The following is a 21509-nucleotide window of genomic DNA, read 5'->3' as shown; positions in this document are numbered from 1 at the left end:
TGTGTTGTTTGTTTGTTGTGAGTTACACAGTGGACGCGAGCGATCGTTGTAGTCAAGTCCTCGGCCTATTAGTACCGGTCAACTGAACCCGTTACCGGGCTTACATTTCCGGCCTATCAACCCAGTCGTCTAGCTGGGGGCCTTACCCACCCGAAGGTGGTGGGATACCTCATCTTGAAGCAGGCTTCCCGCTTAGATGCTTTCAGCGGTTATCCCTTCCGAACGTAGCTAACCAGCCGTGCCCCTGGCGGGACAACTGGCACACCAGAGGTTCGTCCGTCCCGGTCCTCTCGTACTAGGGACAGCCCTTCTCAAGTATCCTACGCGCACGGCGGATAGGGACCGAACTGTCTCACGACGTTCTAAACCCAGCTCGCGTACCGCTTTAATGGGCGAACAGCCCAACCCTTGGGACCTGCTACAGCCCCAGGATGCGACGAGCCGACATCGAGGTGCCAAACCATCCCGTCGATATGGACTCTTGGGGAAGATCAGCCTGTTATCCCCGGGGTACCTTTTATCCGTTGAGCGACACCGCTTCCACACGCAAGTGCCGGATCACTAGTCCCGACTTTCGTCCCTGCTCGACCCGTCAGTCTCACAGTCAAGCTCCCTTGTGCACTTGCACTCAACACCTGATTGCCAACCAGGCTGAGGGAACCTTTGGGCGCCTCCGTTACCCTTTAGGAGGCAACCGCCCCAGTTAAACTACCCACCAGACACTGTCCCTGAACCGGATAACGGTCCGAAGTTAGATACCCGAATCAACCAGAGTGGTATTTCAAGATTGCCTCCACCCATACTGGCGTATGAGCTTCACCGGCTCCCACCTATCCTACACAAGCCGACTCAAATACCAATGTCAAGCTATAGTAAAGGTCCCGGGGTCTTTCCGTCCTGCCGCGCGTAACGAGCATCTTTACTCGTACTGCAATTTCGCCGGGCCTGTGGTTGAGACAGTGGGGAAGTCGTTACGCCATTCGTGCAGGTCGGAACTTACCCGACAAGGAATTTCGCTACCTTAGGATGGTTATAGTTACCACCGCCGTTTACTGGCGCTTAAGTTCTCCGCTTCGCCCCGAAGAGCTAACAGGTCCCCTTAACGTTCCAGCACCGGGCAGGCGTCAGTCCATATACATCGAATTACTTCTTCGCATGGACCTGTGTTTTTAGTAAACAGTCGCTTCCCCCTGCTCTCTGCGGCCATACAACGCTCCACCCGCGCGGGGCTTCACGTCTCCGGCCCCCCTTCTCCCTAAGTTACGGGGGCAATTTGCCGAGTTCCTTAACCACAGTTCGCCCGATCGCCTCGGTATTCTCTACCTGACCACCTGTGTCGGTTTGGGGTACGGGCCGCTCGAAACTCGCTAGAGGCTTTTCTCGGCAGCATAGGATCACTGACTTCACCTGAATCGGCTCGGCATCACGTCTCAGCCTCATGACGTGCGGATTTGCCTACACGTCGGCCTACACGCTTACCCCGGCACAACCACCGGCCGGGCTCAGCTACCTTCCTGCGTCACCCCATCGCTTGACTACTACCCGCCAGGTTCCCACGCTCCCCACCCTCAACCCGAAGGTCTTGGATGGTTTGGGTGGTTAGCACAACGAGGTTCGTCAGGGACGCTCCTTCGCGGGTACGGGAATATCAACCCGTTGTCCATCGACTACGCCTCTCGGCCTCGCCTTAGGTCCCGACTCACCCAGGGCGGATTAACCTGGCCCTGGAACCCTTGGTCATCCGGCGGAAGGGTTTCTCACCCTTCTTTCGCTACTCATGCCTGCATTCTCACTCGTGCCGCGTCCACAACTAGGTCACCCTGCTGCTTCACCCCCGGCACGACGCTCCCCTACCCACCCACACACCTGCACACCACCCCGAAGAGTGATGCGAAGTCATAGTGTGAGTGCCACAGCTTCGGCGGTGTGCTTGAGCCCCGCTACATTGTCGGCGCGGAACCACTTGACCAGTGAGCTATTACGCACTCTTTAAAGGGTGGCTGCTTCTAAGCCAACCTCCTGGTTGTCTATGCGACCCCACATCCTTTTCCACTTAGCACACGCTTAGGGGCCTTAGCTGGTGATCTGGGCTGTTTCCCTCTCGACTACGAAGCTTATCCCCCGCAGTCTCACTGCCGCGCTCTCACTTACCGGCATTCGGAGTTTGGCTGATTTCGGTAAGCTTGTAGGCCCCCTAGACCATCCAGTGCTCTACCTCCGGCAAGAAACACACGACGCTGCACCTAAATGCATTTCGGGGAGAACCAGCTATCACGGAGTTTGATTGGCCTTTCACCCCTAACCACAGGTCATCCCCCAACTTTTCAACGTTGGTGGGTTCGGCCCTCCACACGGTCTTACCCGCGCTTCAGCCTGCCCATGGCTAGATCACTCCGCTTCGGGTCTAGAACATGCGACTCAAACGCCCTCTTCAGACTCGCTTTCGCTACGGCTCCCCCACACGGGTTAACCTCGCCACATGCCACTAACTCGCAGGCTCATTCTTCAAAAGGCACGCCGTCACCCCGCAAGGCTCCGACGGATTGTAGGCGAACGGTTTCAGGTACTATTTCACTCCCCTCCCGGGGTACTTTTCACCATTCCCTCACGGTACTCGTCCGCTATCGGTCACCAGGAAGTATTTAGGCTTACCAGGTGGTCCTGGCAGATTCACGGCAGATTTCAGGAGTCCGCCGCTACTCGGGAACACCCACAGAAGACCAGCTGCTTTAACCTACCGGACTATCACCGTCTACGGTCAGCCTTTCCAGACCATTCAGCTAACAACTGGCTTTATAACTCCTTTGGTGGTTGTCAGCCCACCACATGAGGTCCCACAACCCCGACCACGCAACCCCTGACAGGTATCACACGCAACCGGTTTAGCCTCAATCCGCTTTCGCTCGCCACTACTCACGGAATCACTATTGTTTTCTCTTCCTACGGGTACTGAGATGTTTCACTTCCCCGCGTTCCCTCCACACACCCTATGAGTTCAGGTGCAGGTGACATCACATGACTGATGCCGGGTTACCCCATTCGGACACCCTGGGATCACAGCTCGGTTGACAGCTCCCCCAGGCCTATCGCGGCCTCCCACGTCCTTCATCGGCTCCTGGTGCCAAGGCATCCACCGTTCGCCCTTGACAACTTGACCACAAAGATGCTCGCGTCCACTGTGCAATTCTCAACAAACAACCAACCCACAACCCACCGTCTCCCACCAGCCCGGCCACCGCCGGCGGTATGAGAAACCAGGCCATGCCTGGCGCCTCGACAAGCTCCCGCTCGCCACAAGGCTCCGAAAGACCAACCACCATCGGTTGTTCCTTCAGGACCCAACAGGGTGCCCTACATCCCTCCCAGCCGCACCGGAACCCCGTTCCCACCACCACAGTGGCTGTACTAAGAAAACTCCGGCCGTTGCCAGGACAAGACTCGCCAGTGTCTCCGCCAACGAGCACCCCACCATCACACTCGGACAGTGCGGGCTCCATACCCGCCTTCGCGGGATGGTGCTCCTTAGAAAGGAGGTGATCCAGCCGCACCTTCCGGTACGGCTACCTTGTTACGACTTCGTCCCAATCGCCAGCCCCACCTTCGACGGCTCCCTCCACAAGGGTTGGGCCACCGGCTTCGGGTGTTGCCGACTTTCGTGACGTGACGGGCGGTGTGTACAAGGCCCGGGAACGTATTCACCGCAGCGTTGCTGATCTGCGATTACTAGCGACTCCGACTTCACGGGGTCGAGTTGCAGACCCCGATCCGAACTGAGACCGGCTTTTTGGGATTCGCTCCACCTCACGGTATCGCAGCCCATTGTACCGGCCATTGTAGCATGCGTGAAGCCCTGGACATAAGGGGCATGATGACTTGACGTCATCCCCACCTTCCTCCGAGTTGACCCCGGCAGTCTCCCATGAGTCCCCAACCGAATTGCTGGCAACATGGGACGAGGGTTGCGCTCGTTGCGGGACTTAACCCAACATCTCACGACACGAGCTGACGACAGCCATGCACCACCTGTCACCGGCCCCGAAGGACCCCACATCTCTGTGAGATTTCCGGCGATGTCAAACCCAGGTAAGGTTCTTCGCGTTGCATCGAATTAATCCGCATGCTCCGCCGCTTGTGCGGGCCCCCGTCAATTCCTTTGAGTTTTAGCCTTGCGGCCGTACTCCCCAGGCGGGGCGCTTAATGCGTTAGCTGCGGCACAGAGAACCGGAGAGGCCCCCCACACCTAGCGCCCAACGTTTACAGCGTGGACTACCAGGGTATCTAATCCTGTTCGCTCCCCACGCTTTCGCTCCTCAGCGTCAGTATCGGCCCAGAGACCCGCCTTCGCCACCGGTGTTCCTCCTGATATCTGCGCATTTCACCGCTACACCAGGAATTCCAGTCTCCCCTACCGAACTCTAGCCTGCCCGTATCGACTGCAGGCCCGCAGTTGAGCCACGGGTTTTCACAGTCGACGCGACAAGCCGCCTACGAGCTCTTTACGCCCAATAAATCCGGACAACGCTCGCGCCCTACGTCTTACCGCGGCTGCTGGCACGTAGTTGGCCGGCGCTTCTTCTGCAGGTACCGTCACTCGCGCTTCGTCCCTGCTGAAAGAGGTTTACAACCCGAAGGCCGTCATCCCTCACGCGGCGTCGCTGCATCAGGCTTCCGCCCATTGTGCAATATTCCCCACTGCTGCCTCCCGTAGGAGTCTGGGCCGTGTCTCAGTCCCAGTGTGGCCGGTCGCCCTCTCAGGCCGGCTACCCGTCGTCGCCTTGGTAGGCCATCACCCCACCAACAAGCTGATAGGCCGCGAGCCCATCCCAAGCCGAAAAACTTTCCACCCACAAACATGCGTCCGCAAGTGAATATTCGGTATTAGCCCCGGTTTCCCGGGGTTATCCCAAAGCCTAGGGCAGGTTGCTCACGTGTTACTCACCCGTTCGCCGCTCGAGTACCCCGAAGGGCCTTTCCGCTCGACTTGCATGTGTTAAGCACGCCGCCAGCGTTCGTCCTGAGCCAGGATCAAACTCTCCAACAAAAACCTGTTGAACAATCCATCCCAGCAACAAACAAAATTGTTGCCAAAGGAACCCGAACCAACCAGAAAAACTGGCCAGCCCGGAACATAAAACCATTTGGCACTGGCTTATCAAGCACCCTGTTGAGTTCTCAAAGAACAACCACACACCAAACTCGGCTCCATCCGATGAAACCGCGTTTGGGGCAACCGCTCCAAACTATCCGAGCCGCGCTTCCAGGTCAACCTGAAAGATCAGGTTTCCGGAACTAAGCTCAGACCCACGCCACCGCTCGCCTTCCGGCGGTAACAGCTGTCGTGGAGAACCGCAGACCGGCCGATCATCGAAGATGACCCGCCCGGCTCCTGCCGGCCTCAGAACACTACCCGGCCGGCTTCGCGATCGCAACTCCATCTCGCAGAGTCGCCCCGCACCGCCCGGTCTCAGCCTCACATCGACATGATCGTTGCGTAGCTGGCGCCCGTTCTCGGCCGGTTTGCCCCGGCCTCCCGCGTGCAGAGAGAAAGTTACGCGGACGCCCCGTAGAAGGCAAATCAGCCTCCGTCGATGCACTGTTCGGTCCGACGCGTGTCGCTGGTCGTAGGTGCTCTGCGGTCGGCCCGACCTGCGGCACGGTGACCGAGAGCTGGCCAAGTACGGGACGAAGTTCTCGCTGAGTGTCTTCGCGCCGACGACCACTACGGGTTCCAACGTGCCAGAGTGTCTGGCATGGATGACGTGTCCCGGCCCGTGAGCCCGGTCCTCGCCGAGGACGCGCTGCTCGGCCTCCTGTTACCGATATGGCAGCTGCTCATCGGGGCGTTCGTACTCTTCGCGGTCCTCGTCTCGATCGGTCGCCTGGCCCGACGCGGCCCGTCCCGGATGAGTACCGCTCTCCTGATCACCGCCGCCGCCATCGCCGGCTTCGCACTCGTCGGTGTGTTGCTCCAGGGGTAGGGCGTCAGAGCCGACGGTTCGCCAGACTCGGCAACTCGGCACGGATCCGGTCAAGGCATTCCAGATCTATGTCGGTCACCGCGAGCCCGGGTCCGTCGGGCACCTGGGACAACACCGTCCCCCACGGATCGACCACCATGCTCCGCCCGTAGCAGGTGCGGCCGGGCTCGTGATCGCCGGTCTGCCCGGCCGCCGCGACGAAGCACTGGTTCTCGATCGCGCGGGCCCGCAGCAGCACCTCCCAGTGGTCCCTGCCGGTGTGCATCATGAAGGCCGCCGGCACCACCAGCAGTTGGGCCCCGCCGACGGTGGCCAGTTGTCGGTAGAGCTCCGGGAAGCGCAGGTCATAGCAGATGGACAGACCCACCCGCAGCCCCTCGACATCGACCACGACCGGCTCGTCCCCGGGGGCCACCGTCGCGGACTCCCGGTAGGAGACACGACCAGGTATCTCCACGTCGTACAAGTGGATCTTGCGGTAGGCCGCGGCGAGCGTGCCGGAGCGGTCGAAGACCAGGGTGGTGTTCCAGGTACGGTCCGGCTCGGGGCCGGCCTCGTGGAAGGAGCCGGCGATCAGCCAGACCCCACGCCGACGCGCGGCGGCGGCGAAGAAGCTGCCCACCCGGCCGTCCACGGACTCCGGCGCCGGCATTCCGGCACCGGGGCCGAGATAGTCGACGTACTCCGGCAGCAGCACCAGGTCCGCGCCGGCCTCGGCCGCACGGTCGATCAGGCTTTCCGCGGCGGCGAGATTCGCCTCTCGGTCATGCCGGGAGTTGAGCTGGCAGACGGCGACGCGCATGGCTGCCAGCGTACGGGTGAGCGGGCGGCCGGGCACAGCCTGCGGTCGTGGCGCCAGCCGGGATCAGGCGGACTTCTCCTCGCGCTCGCGACGGGCGCGGCGACCCGTGAACTCGCGCGGGACAATCGTCGGGTTGACGTTCTCCAGTACCGCCTCTCGGGTGATGAGCACCCGGGCGGCGTCAGGGTTGCTGGGCACCTCGTACATCACGGAGAGCAGGACCTCTTCCATGATGGCGCGCAGCCCGCGGGCACCGGTGCCCCGCAGCATGGCCTGGTCGGCGATTGCTTCGAGGGCCGGCCGCTCGAACTCCAGCTCGACGCCGTCCAACTCGAACAGGCGCTGGTACTGCCGGACCAGGGCGTTGCGCGGCTCGGTGAGGATCCGCACCAGCGCGGTGCGGTCCAGGCTCCGGACACTCGTGATCACCGGCAGCCGGCCGATGAACTCGGGGATCAACCCGAACTTGAGCATGTCCTCCGGCATCACCTGGCCGAAGATGTCGTCGGTGGACCGGTCGGAGACCGCGCGGAGCCGGGCGCCGAAGCCGGTGCCTCCGTGCCCCGTCCGGGCCTCGATGATCTGATCCAGGCCGGCGAAGGCCCCACCGCAGATGAACAGCACGTTCGTGGTGTCGATCTGGATGAACTCCTGGTGGGGGTGCTTGCGACCGCCCTGTGGGGGCACGTTCGCGACGGTACCCTCGAGCATCTTCAACAGCGCCTGCTGGACACCCTCACCGGAGACGTCCCGGGTGATCGACGGGTTCTCCGACTTGCGGGCGATCTTGTCGACCTCGTCGATGTAGATGATGCCGGTCTCGGCCCGCTTGATGTCGTAGTCCGCCGCCTGGATCAGCTTGAGGAGGATGTTCTCCACGTCCTCGCCGACGTAGCCGGCCTCGGTGAGGGCGGTGGCGTCGGCGATCGCGAAGGGCACGTTCAACATCCGGGCCAGGGTCTGTGCCAGGTGGGTCTTGCCACAACCGGTCGGACCCAGCAGCAGGATGTTCGACTTGGCCAGCTCCACCCCGTCGGTGCCGGAGCCCGGAGCGCCAGCCGCCTCGGCCTGGATCCGCTTGTAGTGGTTGTAGACCGCGACAGCGAGCGCCTTCTTGGCCTGCTCCTGCCCCACGACGTAGTTGTCGAGGAACTGGCAGATCTCCATCGGCTTGGGAAGCTCTTCCCACTTCACCTCGCCGGACTCGGCCAACTCCTCTTCGATGATCTCGTTGCAGAGATCGATGCACTCGTCGCAGATGTAGACCCCGGGGCCCGCGATGAGCTTCTTGACCTGCTTCTGCGACTTCCCGCAGAAGGAGCATTTCAGTAGGTCGCCGCCGTCACCGATCCGTGCCACCTACGTTCTCCCTGCACTCATCGGCCGGAGCTCCGGCCACGACCTGCGGACGCTGACGCTCCGCCCGTCTTACTCCCGCCCCGTCGGTCGCCCGGCGAAGCGGTACGGACCCGACGTTACCCGCTGGCGGAGGTTTCTCCGACCCCCAAAACGGGTGTGTCAGAGGTCGGCCGGCAACGAGCCCGGCCGACCTCTGCCCCAGTGCGGGTCAGCTGGCCGCGTTCGCGGCCAGCAGACCCTTCTTACGACTGGTGAGGATCGTGTCGACCAGCCCGTACTCGCGGGCCTCCTCGGCCGTCATGATCTTGTCGCGGTCGATGTCCTTGCGGACCAGGTCGACCGGGCGGTTGCAGTGCTTGGAGAGCATCTCCTCCAGCTGCGTGCGCATCCGCAGAATCTCCTTGGCCTGGATCTCGATGTCCGATCCCTGCCCGTAGCCGCCCTCGGTGGCCGGCTGGTGGATGATGATGCGCGAGTTCGGCAGGGCCATCCGCTTGCCCGGAGTGCCGGCCGAGAGCAGTACCGCGGCGGCCGAGGCGGCCTGGCCGAGGCAGACCGTCGAGATGTCCGGCCGGACGTACTGCATGGTGTCGTAGATCGCCGTCATCGCGGTGAACGAGCCACCCGGCGAGTTGATGTACATGATGATGTCCCGGTCGGGATCCGTCCCCTCCAGGGTGAGCAGCTGGGCCATCACGTCGTTGGCCGACGCGTCGTCCACCTGGACGCCGAGGAAGATGATGCGGTCCTCGAAGAGCTTGTTGTACGGGTTGGACTCCTTGACCCCGTACGACGTGCGCTCGACGAACGACGGCAGAACATAGCGGTTGTGCACGGCCGCGAACTGGGGCGGCAGGCTCAGGTCGGTCATCGTCTGCTCCTCGATCAGCTCAGGGTCCCGGCGCCCTCGGGAACCTGGGCGGCTCCCGTGATCACCTTGTCGATGAAGCCGTAGTCGACGGCCTCCTGGGCGGTGAACCAGCGGTCCCGGTCCGAGTCCGCCTCGATCTGCGCCGGCTGCTGACCGGTGTGGAAGGCGACGCGCTCCTGGAACATCCGCTTGGTGTACAGCATCTGCTCGGCCTGGATGGCGATGTCGGCGGCGGTGCCGCCCATCCCACCAGAGGGCTGGTGCATCATGATCCGGGCGTGCGGGAGGGCGTAACGCTTGCCCTTCGTGCCCGCACAGAGCAGCAGCTGGCCCATGGACGCGGCCATGCCCATCGCCACGGTCGACACATCGTTGTCGATGAACTGCATCGTGTCGTAGATGGCCATGCCGGAGTAGACCGAGCCACCGGGCGAGTTGATCCAGAGGTTGATGTCGCGGTCCGGGTCCTCCGCGGCGAGCAGCAGCAGCTGCGCGCAGATGCGGTTGGCGACCTGGTCGGTCACCTCGCTGCCCAGGAAGACGATCCGCTCCTTGAGCAACCGGTTGTAGACCGAGTCGTCGAGGTTGCCAATGGTGTCACCGCCGCGGGCCTCGATCGCCCGTAGCGGCTTCGCTGGGATGTGCATGTCGGTCATGGCAGCCCTTCGCTCTCCGTACCGTCGTGTCCGACACTAACCGCTTGGCCGGTCGCCGGACTCCCGGTCCGGGCACTGTTCGCTCTCAGCGCAGCAAGCCGAAGGCGTACCCGGAAAAGGGATCGGGCCACCACCCACCGCGACCGGCGGACGGTGGCCCGACCCGGCGATCAGTGCTCGTGCGAGTGCTCCTGCTCGCTCGCCTCACGCAGCGCGTCCATGGTCACCACGTTGCCGGCCGAGTCCTTGATCGTGATGCGCTCCATCACCGAGGCCAGCGCCTTGCCCCGCCGGACGTCGCCGTAGACCGCGCCGGCGGTGCCGGAGCGGACGAGCTGGTCGTAGTACTGCTGGGGGGCCATGCCGGCACGCTGGGCCCGGTGGACGATCTCGTGACCGAACTCGTCGTCGGAGACCTGCACGTCCTCGGCGTCGGCGAGGGTGTCCAGCAGCAGCTGGACCTTGACGCCCTGGGTGGCGGCGTCGGTCAGCTCGGCGTCGATCTGCTCCTCGGTCTTCTCCTCGGCGGCGAGGTAGTCCTCCATCGAGGCGCCGATGCGCTCCAGCTGGTCGGCCATCGCCTCCTTGCGGCTCTCCACCTCGTCGCGGATCACGCCTTCCGGCGCCGGCACGGCGGCGGCCTCGACGAGCTGCTCCAGGGCCTTGTCGCGGGCGGCGTAGATCTGCTCGACCCGCTTACCCCGGGTGACCCGCTCGCGCAGATCCGCCCGCAGCTCCTCGATGGTGTCGAACTCGCTGGCGAGCTGGGCGAACTCGTCGTTCAGCTCCGGCAGCTCCTTCTCCTTGACCGTCCGCACGGTCACCAGCACCTCGGCCTCACGACCGGCGAAGTCGCCGCCCACGAGCTGGGTGGTGAAGGTGGTGTCCTCGCCGGCGGAGAGGCCCACGACCGCCTCGTCCAGGCCCGGCAGGAGCTGCTTGCTGCCCACCTCGTGCGAGATGTTGCTGGCCGAGCCGCCGGGCACCTCCTCGCCGTCGACGGTGGCCCGCAGGTCGATCTGGACGTAGTCGCCCTCGGCCGCGGCACGCTCGACGGTCTTCAGGGTGGCGAACCGCTCACGCAGGCCGTTCACCTGCTCGTCGATCTCGCTGTCGTCGACCTGCAACTCGTCGACGGTGACCTCGATCGAGGCCAGGTCGGGCACGGTGATCTCCGGCCGGACGTCCACCTCGGCGGTGAAGTTGAGCGAGTCACCGTCGTTGAACTCGGTGATGTCGACCTCGGGACGGCCAAGAGTCTTCAGGTCGTGCTCACGGACCGCGGCGAGGATGTTCTGCGGGATCGCCTCCTGCACCGCCTCGTTGAGCACGGCGCCCCGACCGACCCGCTGGTCGATGATCGCCGGCGGCACCTTCCCCTTGCGGAAGCCGGGGATCTGGATCTGCTGGCCGATCTCCCGGTACGCCTTCTTGAGGCTCGGCTCGAGCTCGACGAACGGCACCTCGATGGCGAGCCGCACGCGCGTCGGGCTCAGAGTCTCGACGGTGCTCTTCACAGGCGTACTCCTTGACGGATCTCGGTTGATTCTGGGCGCACTTTCGGCCCATCGAGTGTAGGCGAGCCGGCACGCCGGACCAGCAGCGCCCGGGGCCGGCGGCGGGCCTGCCCCGGCCCGCCGGTCGTCCAGGTGCCGCCGTCTGGTGCTTACGGCAGTCGGGGTGGCGGGATTTGAACCCACGGCCCCTCGCTCCCAAAGCGAGTGCGCTACCAAGCTGCGCCACACCCCGTGGCGACGAGCAGTCTATGCCGTCCCTCCGACAACCGGATGCCGGGGCGTCACCCAACGCGCCGAATGAGGACAAATCAGACACCGCGCTCAGGGCGGCTGGGCGGCTGGGCGGCTGGGCGGCTGGGCGGCTGGGCGGCTGGGCGGCTGGGCGGCTGGGCGGCTGGGCGGCTGGGCGGCTGGGCGGCTGGGCGGCTGGGCGGCTGGGCGCAGTTTGCGGGATGTTGCGGTTTCCCGGCCTCGTGACACCGCAACATCCCGCATGTTGCGTCGATCAAGGCCGGCGGCGCGGGGATACGGCCGCGCGGCCGCCGTGGGTATTGGGTAGGCTGTCGGGCGCACCCGGTCCTCCGGGTGTACGCGGGCGTAGCTCAATGGCAGAGCTTCAGTCTTCCAAACTGACGGTGCGGGTTCGATTCCCGTCGCCCGCTCCACGAGTGGCCCAGGTCAGACACGGTACCGACCTGGGCCATATTCATGGCTACCGCTTGCCTTCCCGGCGCGCCTGCACAGCATCGGCAACTTCGGAGCGATGGGACGTCAGAGTGGGTCGAGGCGGCGCTTGAGCAGGCAGAACTCGTTGCCTTCCGGATCGGCGAGGACGTGCCAGGACGCATCCGCGGGCTGACCCATGTCGACGGGTACGGCCCCGGCGACCAGGAGGCGTTCGAGCTCGGCGTCCTGATCGCGGTCCGTGGGGTTCACATCGATGTGCAGCCGGGCATGCCCATTCTTCGGCTCGTCGTCGCGGATGAGGAAGATCGTCGGCTGCGGGCCGCCGAACCCTTCGCGCGGGCCTATCTCGATGTAGACCTCCTCCTCACGATCGAGCTCGACGAAGTCGAGGACTTCGCACCAGAACCGCGCCAGCACCTCGGGGTCGCGGCATTTGAGCACGATTTCACCGATTCGGCATGCCATTGACGAGACCTACTCTCAAGCATCGGAACTGCCGGGGGCGGCCGCACGCGAATCTCATGAGCCCCCCGCAGTGAGTGCAAGCCCGCGATCGTACCGGGCGGGGCGAGTGGGCTCGGAGTTCCGACCCTCGCCTGGCCTGGGGCCGAGGAACAGGCCGGCCATTCCCACAGCATGCCTGTCATCGCCTGCCGACGAGCCATCCACGACCATCTGCCCCACCGCGAGGCGGTGTGGATTCGCCAGGCGCGACTTGGCCGGCACCGACCGTGGTGGGGCCGAATGCTCCGCCATGTCCTGTCCCCCTGTTGCGCCTGTCCGACCAAGCCGGAACAGCAAGGACCAATCAGCCGTCAGCGTGGCAGACGCGGCGTACTGCCGCTGTCCCGCGATCAGAGAAATATGGGCACCCCCGTGCGCGTGGTGCTGCCACGAATGCCACCGTGACTGGCGACCGGCCGACCGGAGACTCCCGCGTCTGGCGTAGCGCGCTGCTGGCTCGCGTGGTCGCGGAGATCGAGGCGGAGATCCGTCGGGCGTGGGAAGGTCTCCTCTTCGATCTTGAGGTCGAACCCGATTCCGCCGAGGCGGTCGAGTTGGCCTGGCTGGTGGCCGATGATCCGGCGGCGTACGACTGGCGGACCGTCGACGGCGCGCTCGACCTGTTGAGCTGTCCGGCGTGCGGATCACGGCTGGCCCAGGGGCCGGCCGCGTGCGAGACGTGCGAGTTCCATCACCGGATGCGCTTCGGTGCCCGGGAGGTGGACCGTCGGCACGTTCCGCCCGGCAACGAGCACGCCCTGCGGGTGGCGAGCGCGGTGACGCGTACCCGTCATCGTTATTCGGCCCGGGCCCGGGTGGGCTACGAGCTGATGCTGCCGGACCTGGTTGCCGGTGCGCTGCCCACCACCAGGCAGGCGCAGGCCGGCAAGGCCCTGATAAACAAGCTGACCGATGATGAGTGTGACCGCGTGGTCAGCTTCGCCCAGGTCGAACAGTTGGCGCGCGGTCGCTGATCCCCACCGTCCACGAGCGTCTGGAGTGGCCATGTCCGGCGAACCGGAGCCGGGTTTGCAGCCCGAGTGGCTGCGGCCCGACCAGGAGCAGGGTGATCCGATCCTGCTGACCGTCGACGGGCAGGTCTTCCGGGTGTCGGCCCGGGCGGACGCACCCGGCACGTACGACTTCGGCTGGCTCAGCGGGCCGCACGAGTACGGTTTCGGGCTGTCCCGGTCCGACGGCTCGGTGATGAGCCTGGCCGAGATGGAGACGGCGATCCGCGAGTTCCTCGCCGAGATCGACCCCGCCACCGGCTACCTGGCGGAGTGACAGCCTCCGGCAACGACACCGACGGCAGCGCCGCAACGACCACTACGGCAGAGCCGCGACGACACCATCGGCAGAGCCGGCACCGTCACCGGGAGCCGAGCCGGCGCTGCGACCAAGGTCGGTGACACGATGCCCACGCACCGCCGGTACTCAGCGGGCCGCATGTTCCGCGCGGGCGGGGGCACCGACCTCGTGCAGGTGTCGTAGGGCCTGACGGTAGGAGTCGATGAGAACGGTCTGTTCATAGGCGACGCCGATCTCGGCGCAGTACGCCTGCACGATGGGCTGGGCCCTGCGCAGGTTGGGGGTGGGCATGCCGGGGAACAGGTGGTGTTCGATCTGGTAGTTCAGGCCGCCGAGCGCCACGTCGGTGAGCCAGCTGCCGCGCACGTTGCGGGAGGTCAAAACCTGCTTGCGCAGGAAGTCCTCGGTGCCGGTCGGGTGCGGCATGCCCTTGTGGTTGGGGGCAAACGTCAGGCCCAGGTAGACACCGAACAGTGCCTGGTGCAGCAGCAGGAAGGCGACAGCCTGGAGTGGCGTGAGGACCACCAGCAGCGTCGCGAGGTAGCCGACGGCGTGCAGCACCAGCAGGGCGCTCTCCACGCCTCGGCGCCGCACCGTGCCGTCGCGCAGGGCCTTGACGCTTGACACCTTGAGGCTGACCGCGAGCAACGTCAGCAGCGGGAAGAACAGCGCGGCCTGGTGTCGGGTGATGAAGCCTTTCAGGCCCCGCCGGCCGACCGCCGTCTCGGCGGCCCAGACGAGCACCTCGGGGGCCACGTCCGGGTCGAGGTCGTCGTGGTTGGGGTTGTTGTGGTGGCGGGTGTGCTTGTCCATCCACCAGCCGTAGCTCATGCCGACGCCGAGGTTCCCGGCGAGCAGCCCGGCGAGTTCGCTGGGTCGCCTGGTGCGGAAGACCTGACGGTGTGCCAGGTCGTGTGCCACGAGGGCCACCTGGGCGAACGTGACGGCGAGGAAGACCGCCGTGACCATCTGCCACCAGGAGGAGCCGATGACGAGGAACGCCGTCCAACCGCCGACGTACATGAGCGCGACGGCGCCCAGGCGGACGAGGTAGTAGGCGGGCCGGCGCCGCATCAGTCCCGCTGCGGTGATCCGGCGGGCGAGCGCGGCGAAGTCGCTGCCGGTCGTCGTGGTCGTCATGACTCCACCGAACCATCCACGGTCCGCGCCGTCAGGAGCGCTGTCTCCCGCTGTCGTGGGGGTGCTGGCACCACCGACGAACGGCGGCCGCCGTGGGCAGAATGTGACCTGTGGACGTGGCCGGAGCTGGTGAACGGATGGCCCCGTGGGTCCGCCGGGGGCTGCGGTCGGTGGGTGCCGGGTTGGCCGCGATCGGTCTGTCGCTCACGAACGTCCCGCTGCTCGTCCTGTCGGTTGTCGCGTTGGTGCTGGTGCCGGTGCCCTTCCTCGGCATGGCGCTGGTGCCCTGGACGACGAGGTTGGTCAGGAGACGCACCGATCTTGAGCGGCGGCTCGCCGCCCGGGCTGGCGTGCCGGTGGCGCGCCCGTACCAGCCGCCTCCGGAGCGGAGCGTGCCCGGCGGGTGGCGCCGCTTCCGCTGGGTCGTCACCGACCCGGCCACCTGGCGGGATCTGGCCTGGCTGGTGCCGGGCGCCCTCGTCGGGATCATCCTCGGCGCGATCACGCTGGCCGTGCCGTTGTACGGGCTGGCGGGGCTGACGCTCACGCCGGTGTGGATCTGGCTCGGCAAAGACTGGTACGGCTACGGCACCGTCTGGTCGGTCGACAGCTTGGGCGAGGCGCTGCTCTGCGTTCCGCAGGGTGCGGCGATCCTGGCCGTCGGCCTGTGGTCGGCGCCGTGGTTGCGGCGCGTCGACGCCTTCTTCGACCGGCTCCTCCTCGCGCCGACCAGGGCCGCCGAACTCCGGCTGCGGGTCACCCAGCTGACCGTGACCCGCGCCGACACGGTGGACGCTCAGGCCGCCGAGCTGCGCCGAATCGAACGCGACCTGCACGACGGCGTCCAGGCCCGACTCGTCTCGCTGGGCATGATGATCGGTCTCGCCGACGAACTGATCGACCGGGATCCGGCCGCGGCGCACGAGCTGCTCGCCGAGGCGCGCGAGTCGAGCGGCACGGCGCTTGTCGAGCTGCGGCACCTGGTACGCGGCATCCACCCACCCGTACTGGCGGAGCGTGGTCTGGAGGGTGCGGTGCGGGCGCTGGCGCTCAGCCTGCCCGTGCCGATCACGGTCGACGCCGAGCTTCCCGGTCGGCTCGACACTCCGGTCGAGTCGGCGGCGTACTTCGCCCTGGCCGAGACGCTGACGAACGTGGTCCGGCATAGTCGCGCGCGGCACGCGTGGGTGTCGCTGCGCCACGCCGAGGGGCGGCTGACGATGGTGGTGACCGACGACGGTGCCGGCGGTGCCGACTGCGCCGCCGGCACCGGCCTGCGCGGTATCGAGCGTCGCCTCGCCGCCTTCGATGGCACGATGACGCTGTCGAGCCCGCCCGGCGGGCCCACCGTCGTCACCATGGAGCTGCCGTGCGCGCTGTCATCGCCGAGGACCACGCACTCCTTCGCGACGGACTGACCCGGATCCTGCAGGCCTTCGACTTCGACGTCGTCGCGTCCGTCGACAACGGCCCGGCCCTGCTACCCGCCCTGGTCACCCACCGGCCCGAGGTGGCGGTGGTCGACGTCCGCCTCCCACCGACGTTCACCGACGAGGGCCTGCAGGCCGCGATCGCGGCCCGCAGCCGGATACCCGGCCTGCCGATCCTCGTGCTCTCCCAGCACGTCGAGCCCCTGTACGCCCGGGAACTGCTCAGCACTCCCCAGGGCGGCGTCGGCTACCTGCTCAAGGATCGGGTCTCCAACATCGGCGAGTTCGTCGACGCCGTCCGCCGCGTCGCCGCGGGCGGCAGCGCGATGGACCCCGAGGTGATCTCACAGCTGCTCGCCCGCCGCGAGCCGTTGGCGATCCTCACGGTCCGCGAACGGGAGGTGCTCGGCGCGATGGCCGAGGGGCGCTCCAACGCGGCGATCGCCGCCAAGCTCCGCATCACCGAGAAGGCGGTGAGCAAGCACATCAACAACATCCTCACCAAGCTGGACATGCCGCCCTCCGACGACCACAACCGCCGGGTGCTGGCCGTGCTGGCCTATCTCAACGCCTGAGGTGCCACGCGTACCGGCTCCGATCAGTCGGCGGTGTGGGGTGGCTGCGCGGCAGCCGACACCGACGGCAGGTGGCGCAGCAGCCGGAAGGCCAGGACGGCCAGGGGTACACCGACCGCCAGGACGGCGACGATCTGCACCGAGGCGATCGTCAGCAGTGCCGTGCGCTGCACCTGACCGACGAGGTCGGGCAGGGTCGCGGTGCGCTGGACGAGCGCGGTCGCGGCGAGTATGACCAGCGCCAGCGACCAGGGCAGGGTGCGAGACGGTGGGCGGAAGGCCCGTACGCCCAGGTGGACCACCATCGCAACGACGACCAGCACGCAGCACAGGCCCGGCCAGTCCAGCAGCCGCAGCGCCGGCATGCTCGCCTGGGCGACGAACAGCGGTACGGGAACCGCGAGGATGCCCACCGGTAAGGCCAGGAGCCAGCGTCGGCGCGCCACCGGCACACCGTCGCGGTGCACGGCCGACATCGCGACCAGCAGGAGAAGCTCGACGACCAGCATCGCCCACGCCGCCACGGTCAGCGGTGCGGGGCCGGCGGCCTGCTCGACGGCGACGGTGACGGCCTGCGGCGCGATGGCGATCACGGCCACCGCCTGGGCCACCCGCCGGTGCCCGAGGACCAGGGCGAGGAAGGCCGGCAACCAGGCGTACCCCGCGACGTGCAAGGTGGCCTGCCAAGTGCCGATGGGCGGCACGAGAGCCCATTCGGACGCGGGGGCGGGCAACCAGCTCAGCGCGCCGGTGAGCCACAGCGTGACGGCGAGGCCGACGGTGGCCATGGCCGCCTGGGTAAGCACGCCGGCCAGCACCGCCAGGCGGACCGCCTGCCCCCAGACGTACGGGCGCGGTGGCGCGTCCGGCCCGCCGATCTGTAACCGGACGGCGAGCGACAGGATGCTGGTCATCTCCGCCAGGCTGGGGCGTCCGTGGTCCGCGAGGTATTCGTCGGTCTCGGCGTCGCCGGTCTGCATGGTCTCCAGGAAGGCGGCGACCATGTCGTCCTCCCACTGCCGCCGGTATCCGGCGGGCAGCAGCCGCAGCACCCGGCGGTAACGCTCCTCCAGCCGGCTCATGCGGACGTCCCCTCGATCGGGTTCTGCCGGCGCAACCGGATCGAGGCGAGCCGGGCGTTGGCGGCCAACCGTCGGGCCTCCGCGTCGAGGGCGTGGCGTCCCCGTTCGGTCAGCCGGTAGTACCGGCGCAGCCGGCCCTGCCAGGCCTCCTCGCGGTCCAGCTCGATCAGGCCGCCACCGACGAGCCGGTCCAGCGCTCCGTACAGTGACCCGATTTTCAGCCGCACCCGGCCCTGGGACAGGTCCGTCACCTCGGCGACGATGCCGTAGCCATGACGCGGGCCGTCGAGCAGCGCGGTGAGGACGAAGAAGGTCGGTTCGGTCATCGCCCCGGAACTCATCGGACCAATATAATGGCCAACACGATATCTTGGCCAGCACGCGGCTGGCACAACCAGCGTCACCGGATGGGCGGCATGCCCGGTGTGCTGCCGGGTAGGCGGCGGCGGTGACCTTCTCGATCGTCGCCCGCTGTGGGCGTTCCGGGCAGTTGGGCGTGGCGGCGCTGACCGCGAAGCCGGGTGTCGGCAAGCTGGTGGCGCACGTCCATCCCCACGGCGCCGTGGCCACCCAGGCGCTGCCCAACCCGTTCCTCGCCTACGACGGTCTGCCGCTGCTCGGCGACGGCCGTACGCCGGAGGACGTGGTGACCGAGCTGCTCGACCGCGACCCGGGTCGGGACGTACGGCAGGTTGGCATGGTCGACCGGGACGGACGCTCGTACGCCTTCACCGGTGCCCGCACCCTGGACTGGTCGGGCCATCGCACCGGCACCGGCTATGCGGTGCAGGGCAACCGGCTGGTGGGCGCGGAGCCTCTCGACGAGATCGTGCGGGCGTACCAAGGCGGCGAGGATCTCGACCTGGCCGAACGGCTGCTGCTCGCGATCGAACTGGGTGAGGACGCCGGCGGTGACCGGCACGGGGCGCGCTCGGCGACCGTCATGGTGATCGGCGAGCAGCCGTATCCGCTGTGGGACCTGCGGGTCGACGACCACGATCATCCGGCGAAGGAGCTACGCCGGCTGTACGACGTCTTCCACGAGGAGGTGGCCACCGCCGTACGGCAGTTGCCCACCCGGGACGACCCGATGGGCGAAGCGGCCCGACGGGCGCTCGGCTGATGCGATGGCTGGGAGCTCACCGGCCGTTCCGGGCCCGGACGGCGCGGCCGGAGTCCCCACCGGCTGGGGATGAATCGCTTCGGGCTGGGTAAGCAGGCCGCCGTCCTGGTGGAGTGACGACCTCGGTCGCGGTGTCGCGGCCACCTCCCGGGCGGGCCGGCCGACGGACCGGCCCGCCCGGCGGCCGGGAACCTCACGCGGGTGTCCCACCGCCGGACAGGGTCTAGTTGGTCAGCCAGTTCCAGGCGTCCATGATCCACTGAGTCTGTTGCAGGAACGCGACGCCGAGACCGGTCAGGAAGACCGCCGTGACCAGGTGCGCTCCCCGGGCGGTGCGTCGTACCCGACCCAACTGCCGTTCCAGCACCACCCGGCCGAGCAGTCGGGCCAGGGTGAACAACCCGGCCGCGACCAGCAGGCTCAGCACGAAGATCACGATCGGTCCGACGAGGTCGCCGCCGCCGGAGATCGCCCAGATCCCCCAGCAGACGAACGCGAACAGGGCCCCGGCGAAGCTCCACTCGCCGCCACGCTTCAGTCGGGCCACGTGCCAGCTCAACGGCTGTCGCGGCACCGGTCCGCCCGGCCAGCCGGTGCCGGTCGGCGCGTGCTCCACCGTCGGGAACGGCTCGGTACGCGGCGCGCGGGCGCCGACCTGGGCCACGCCCCGGCGGTACGGGTCGCGCTGCGGCGGCACCCCGCCACCGGGCTGCGGTGGCACCTCGACGGTCCGCTCCGCCCACGGTTGCGTCTGCTCGGCCATGTCGTTCCCTCCCCTTCACCGACGGCGCCCCCGGACGCCGCTGGAGACTTCGAGGGTAGCCAGCCCGCAAATCGGTCGCCGTACCCACACCGATCGGCTAGACACGAGCGGTGACCACCTCCACTCTGCCGATCGAAATCGCCAACGCCGACTTCGACGAGATGAACGGGTTCCTCGGTTCCCTGTTCCACCACCCGGTCGACAGCGAGGCCCAGGAAGCCGAACGTCCGATCTTCGAACCGGAACGCGCGCTGCAGATACGCGACGGATCCGACCTGGTCGCCACCGCCATCGCGTTCACCCGGCAGCTCGGCGTGCCCGGTGGCGACCTGGCCGCCGCACACGTGAGCATGGTCGGGGTCGCGCCCACCCACCGTCGGCGGGGCCTGCTCACCGCCATGATGCACCACCAGCTGCGTCAGATCCACGACAGTCGCCGGGAGCCGGTCGCGGTGCTCTGGGCCAGCGAGGGTCAGATCTATCCGCGCTTCGGCTACGGCCTGGCCTCCCAGCGGTTCCACGTCTCCGGCGAGACCGCCGAACTGCGGCTACCGGCACCGACGCCGGGCGAGGGCCGGCTGCGCCTGGACCGGCCGACCGACCGCCAGGCCGACCTGGCCCGGGTGTACGAGCACGTACGCGCCGATCGCCCCGGCTGGTCGGTGCGCGACGACCGGTGGTGGCGGTACGTGCTCGTCGACCCGCAGGCGCACCGTGGTGGGGCCACCGAGCGGCGGGTGGTGTTGCACGAGGGACCCGACGGTGTCGACGGCTACGGGCTGTTCCGCACCAAGGCCGAGTGGGACGACGGTGGCCCGAACAGTCTCACCACGGTCGACGAGGTGGTGGCGAGCACCCCGGCGGGGTACCTGGCGATGTGGCGGATGCTGCTCTCGCTCGACCTGACCCGACGGGTCGCGTGGATGCGGGCGGCGGTGGACGAGCCGCTGCTGCGGCTGCTGAACGAACCGCGCCGACTCAACTGCCGGCTGGTCGACGCGCTGTGGGTACGGGTGGTGGACGTGCCGGCCGCGCTCGCCGCCCGGCGCTACGCCACCGACGTCGACGTGGTCATCGAGGTGACCGACCACCTGCTGCCGGAGAACACCGGCCGGTGGCGGCTGCGCGGCGGGCCGGCCGAGGCGACCTGTACACCGGCGACCGGACCGGCCGACCTGGCCTGCGACGTACGCTGCCTCGGCGAGCTGTACCTCGGCGGCGTGAACCCGACCGCGCTGGCCGACGCCGGTCGGCTCCGCGAGCTGCGCCCCGGCGCGCTCACCGCCGCCGGTCCCGCCTTCACCTGGCACCGAGCCCCCTCCGCCATGGAGATCTTCTGACCGCCGGCGATGGGGGTACGGTCGGGGGGTGGCGGATGGCGGGGAACGGCGGCGACGGCGGCACCGGCAGCACGGCAGCCCCGGCGGTGGAGTCGACGGTGGTGCGGCGGCCAGCACGGCGGGGGTGCACGACGGCGGTGAGACGTCGCGTGGGCGACGCAACGGCGCTTCCGACGAGGGCGAGCGAGGGCTGCGCGGGCTAGTCGGGTCTGGTTCGTCACAGGTCAGCGTGACCGCGGCGATGCGGGCGCGGGACGCGGCCCGGCCCTCCGACGAGGATCTCGCCGCCGCGGCGGACCGGGTCGTCATCGTCCGCCGTAACTGGACTCCGCGCGACGAACTGCCCCGCCGCTGACCCGTCCCGATCCGGG

Annotated in this window: 18 protein-coding genes, 2 tRNA genes and 2 rRNA genes; 9 read left to right on the top strand and 13 right to left on the bottom strand. The window is 67.2% G+C overall.

Features of this window, described 5'->3' with window-relative positions:
- Window positions 1-48 precede the first annotated feature (48 nt).
- Window positions 49-3157, bottom strand: a 23S ribosomal RNA gene (locus tag O3597_RS03275).
- Window positions 3158-3526: 369 nt separating this feature from the next.
- A 16S ribosomal RNA gene (locus O3597_RS03270) occupies window positions 3527-5041 on the bottom strand.
- The 16S and 23S rRNA genes sit together here, the layout of an rRNA operon.
- Window positions 5042-5750: 709 nt before the next feature.
- Between O3597_RS03270 and O3597_RS03265 the strand changes: the two genes are divergently transcribed.
- The gene (locus O3597_RS03265; RefSeq protein ID WP_093411487.1) at window positions 5751-5978 is read left to right on the top strand and encodes a hypothetical protein; all 228 of its coding nucleotides are present in this window, start codon (window positions 5751-5753) and stop codon (window positions 5976-5978) included.
- 4 nt (window positions 5979-5982) lie between these two features.
- Here O3597_RS03265 and O3597_RS03260 read toward each other — a convergent pair whose 3' ends face one another.
- From O3597_RS03260 to O3597_RS03235, 6 genes are all read right to left on the bottom strand, one after another.
- Window positions 5983-6780, bottom strand: a complete 798-nt coding sequence (locus tag O3597_RS03260; RefSeq protein ID WP_281603220.1) for a carbon-nitrogen hydrolase family protein — start codon at window positions 6778-6780, stop codon at window positions 5983-5985.
- A 63-nt stretch (window positions 6781-6843) separates the two neighbouring features.
- Complete coding sequence (gene clpX, locus O3597_RS03255; RefSeq protein WP_164447421.1) at window positions 6844-8139, bottom strand: ATP-dependent Clp protease ATP-binding subunit ClpX; 1296 nt, start codon at window positions 8137-8139, stop codon at window positions 6844-6846.
- Between the two features lie 208 nt (window positions 8140-8347).
- Window positions 8348-9010 carry an ATP-dependent Clp protease proteolytic subunit gene (locus O3597_RS03250; protein ID WP_164447422.1) on the bottom strand — a complete coding sequence of 221 codons (663 nt, stop codon included), beginning with the start codon at window positions 9008-9010 and terminating at the stop codon, window positions 8348-8350.
- 14 nt (window positions 9011-9024) lie between these two features.
- Window positions 9025-9666 carry an ATP-dependent Clp protease proteolytic subunit gene (locus O3597_RS03245; protein WP_099850373.1) on the bottom strand — a complete coding sequence of 214 codons (642 nt, stop codon included), beginning with the start codon at window positions 9664-9666 and terminating at the stop codon, window positions 9025-9027.
- 170 nt (window positions 9667-9836) lie between these two features.
- Window positions 9837-11183, bottom strand: a complete 1347-nt coding sequence (gene tig, locus O3597_RS03240; RefSeq protein ID WP_281603219.1) for a trigger factor — start codon at window positions 11181-11183, stop codon at window positions 9837-9839.
- 158 nt (window positions 11184-11341) lie between these two features.
- Window positions 11342-11415 (bottom strand) — tRNA-Pro (locus O3597_RS03235).
- A 359-nt stretch (window positions 11416-11774) separates the two neighbouring features.
- Between O3597_RS03235 and O3597_RS03230 the strand changes: the two genes are divergently transcribed.
- Window positions 11775-11848 (top strand) — tRNA-Gly (locus O3597_RS03230).
- A 106-nt stretch (window positions 11849-11954) separates the two neighbouring features.
- On the opposite strand, the gene O3597_RS03225 is transcribed toward O3597_RS03230, so the two are convergent.
- Window positions 11955-12335 (bottom strand): VOC family protein, encoded by a 381-nt coding sequence (locus O3597_RS03225; RefSeq protein ID WP_281603218.1) that lies wholly within the window; start codon window positions 12333-12335, stop codon window positions 11955-11957.
- A 440-nt stretch (window positions 12336-12775) separates the two neighbouring features.
- On the opposite strand from O3597_RS03225, the gene O3597_RS03220 reads away from it, so the two are divergent.
- Window positions 12776-13348: a hypothetical protein gene (locus O3597_RS03220; RefSeq protein ID WP_281603217.1), complete on the top strand. Its 573-nt coding sequence runs from the start codon at window positions 12776-12778 to the stop codon at window positions 13346-13348.
- A 31-nt stretch (window positions 13349-13379) separates the two neighbouring features.
- Window positions 13380-13661 carry a hypothetical protein gene (locus O3597_RS03215; protein ID WP_281603216.1) on the top strand — a complete coding sequence of 94 codons (282 nt, stop codon included), beginning with the start codon at window positions 13380-13382 and terminating at the stop codon, window positions 13659-13661.
- Window positions 13662-13811: 150 nt separating this feature from the next.
- Here the strand turns inward: O3597_RS03215 and O3597_RS03210 are convergent, their stop codons facing one another.
- The gene (locus tag O3597_RS03210) at window positions 13812-14825 is read right to left on the bottom strand and encodes an acyl-CoA desaturase (protein WP_281603215.1); all 1014 of its coding nucleotides are present in this window, start codon (window positions 14823-14825) and stop codon (window positions 13812-13814) included.
- A 137-nt stretch (window positions 14826-14962) separates the two neighbouring features.
- Between O3597_RS03210 and O3597_RS03205 the strand changes: the two genes are divergently transcribed.
- Both O3597_RS03205 and O3597_RS03200 read left to right on the top strand, forming a co-directional pair.
- Entirely contained in the window at window positions 14963-16243 is a 1281-nt protein-coding gene (locus O3597_RS03205) for a sensor domain-containing protein (RefSeq protein ID WP_281603214.1), read from the top strand.
- On the top strand, window positions 16195-16830 hold the full coding sequence (locus tag O3597_RS03200) for a response regulator transcription factor (protein ID WP_164447428.1): 636 nt from the start codon (window positions 16195-16197) through the stop codon (window positions 16828-16830). Before O3597_RS03205 ends, O3597_RS03200 begins: the two co-directional genes overlap by 49 nt.
- 23 nt (window positions 16831-16853) lie before the next feature.
- On the opposite strand, the gene O3597_RS03195 is transcribed toward O3597_RS03200, so the two are convergent.
- Together O3597_RS03195 and O3597_RS03190 are read right to left on the bottom strand one after the other, a co-directional pair.
- A complete protein-coding gene (locus tag O3597_RS03195; RefSeq protein ID WP_281603213.1) occupies window positions 16854-17912 on the bottom strand; it encodes a hypothetical protein in 1059 nt (352 codons plus the stop codon).
- Complete coding sequence (locus O3597_RS03190) at window positions 17909-18238, bottom strand: PadR family transcriptional regulator (RefSeq protein WP_164447892.1); 330 nt, start codon at window positions 18236-18238, stop codon at window positions 17909-17911. Before O3597_RS03190 ends, O3597_RS03195 begins: the two co-directional genes overlap by 4 nt.
- Window positions 18239-18360: 122 nt before the next feature.
- Here O3597_RS03190 and O3597_RS03185 point away from each other — a divergent pair, with 122 nt between their 5' ends.
- Window positions 18361-19035 carry a DUF1028 domain-containing protein gene (locus tag O3597_RS03185; protein ID WP_164447430.1) on the top strand — a complete coding sequence of 225 codons (675 nt, stop codon included), beginning with the start codon at window positions 18361-18363 and terminating at the stop codon, window positions 19033-19035.
- 223 nt (window positions 19036-19258) lie between these two features.
- On the opposite strand, the gene O3597_RS03180 is transcribed toward O3597_RS03185, so the two are convergent.
- Window positions 19259-19798 carry a hypothetical protein gene (locus O3597_RS03180; protein WP_281603212.1) on the bottom strand — a complete coding sequence of 180 codons (540 nt, stop codon included), beginning with the start codon at window positions 19796-19798 and terminating at the stop codon, window positions 19259-19261.
- A gap of 110 nt (window positions 19799-19908) precedes the next feature.
- Here O3597_RS03180 and O3597_RS03175 point away from each other — a divergent pair, with 110 nt between their 5' ends.
- A complete protein-coding gene (locus tag O3597_RS03175; protein WP_281603211.1) occupies window positions 19909-21138 on the top strand; it encodes a GNAT family N-acetyltransferase in 1230 nt (409 codons plus the stop codon).
- 28 nt (window positions 21139-21166) lie between these two features.
- On the top strand, window positions 21167-21493 hold the full coding sequence (locus tag O3597_RS03170) for a hypothetical protein (RefSeq protein ID WP_164447433.1): 327 nt from the start codon (window positions 21167-21169) through the stop codon (window positions 21491-21493).
- Window positions 21494-21509 lie beyond the last annotated feature (16 nt).

The sequence above is a fragment of the Verrucosispora sp. WMMA2044 genome (assembly GCF_027497155.1).
Classification (GTDB): Bacteria; Actinomycetota; Actinomycetes; order Mycobacteriales; family Micromonosporaceae; genus Micromonospora; species Micromonospora palythoicola.
Note: the sequence above shows the minus strand (reverse complement) of the source record. Positions and strands in the feature narration are given on the sequence as shown.

Coding starts and splice junctions, on each gene's coding strand:
- O3597_RS03210 (WP_281603215.1), bottom strand. CDS start 14,825: ATGACGACCACGACGACCGGCAGCGACTTCGCCGCGCTCGCCCGCCGG.
- O3597_RS03195 (WP_281603213.1), bottom strand. CDS start 17,912: ATGAGCCGGCTGGAGGAGCGTTACCGCCGGGTGCTGCGGCTGCTGCCC.
- O3597_RS03205 (WP_281603214.1), top strand. CDS start 14,963: ATGGCCCCGTGGGTCCGCCGGGGGCTGCGGTCGGTGGGTGCCGGGTTG.
- O3597_RS03260 (WP_281603220.1), bottom strand. CDS start 6,780: ATGCGCGTCGCCGTCTGCCAGCTCAACTCCCGGCATGACCGAGAGGCG.
- O3597_RS03225 (WP_281603218.1), bottom strand. CDS start 12,335: ATGGCATGCCGAATCGGTGAAATCGTGCTCAAATGCCGCGACCCCGAG.
- O3597_RS03250 (WP_164447422.1), bottom strand. CDS start 9,010: ATGACCGACCTGAGCCTGCCGCCCCAGTTCGCGGCCGTGCACAACCGC.
- O3597_RS03180 (WP_281603212.1), bottom strand. CDS start 19,798: ATGGCCGAGCAGACGCAACCGTGGGCGGAGCGGACCGTCGAGGTGCCA.
- O3597_RS03245 (WP_099850373.1), bottom strand. CDS start 9,666: ATGACCGACATGCACATCCCAGCGAAGCCGCTACGGGCGATCGAGGCC.
- O3597_RS03265 (WP_093411487.1), top strand. CDS start 5,751: ATGGATGACGTGTCCCGGCCCGTGAGCCCGGTCCTCGCCGAGGACGCG.
- O3597_RS03190 (WP_164447892.1), bottom strand. CDS start 18,238: ATGACCGAACCGACCTTCTTCGTCCTCACCGCGCTGCTCGACGGCCCG.
- O3597_RS03215 (WP_281603216.1), top strand. CDS start 13,380: ATGTCCGGCGAACCGGAGCCGGGTTTGCAGCCCGAGTGGCTGCGGCCC.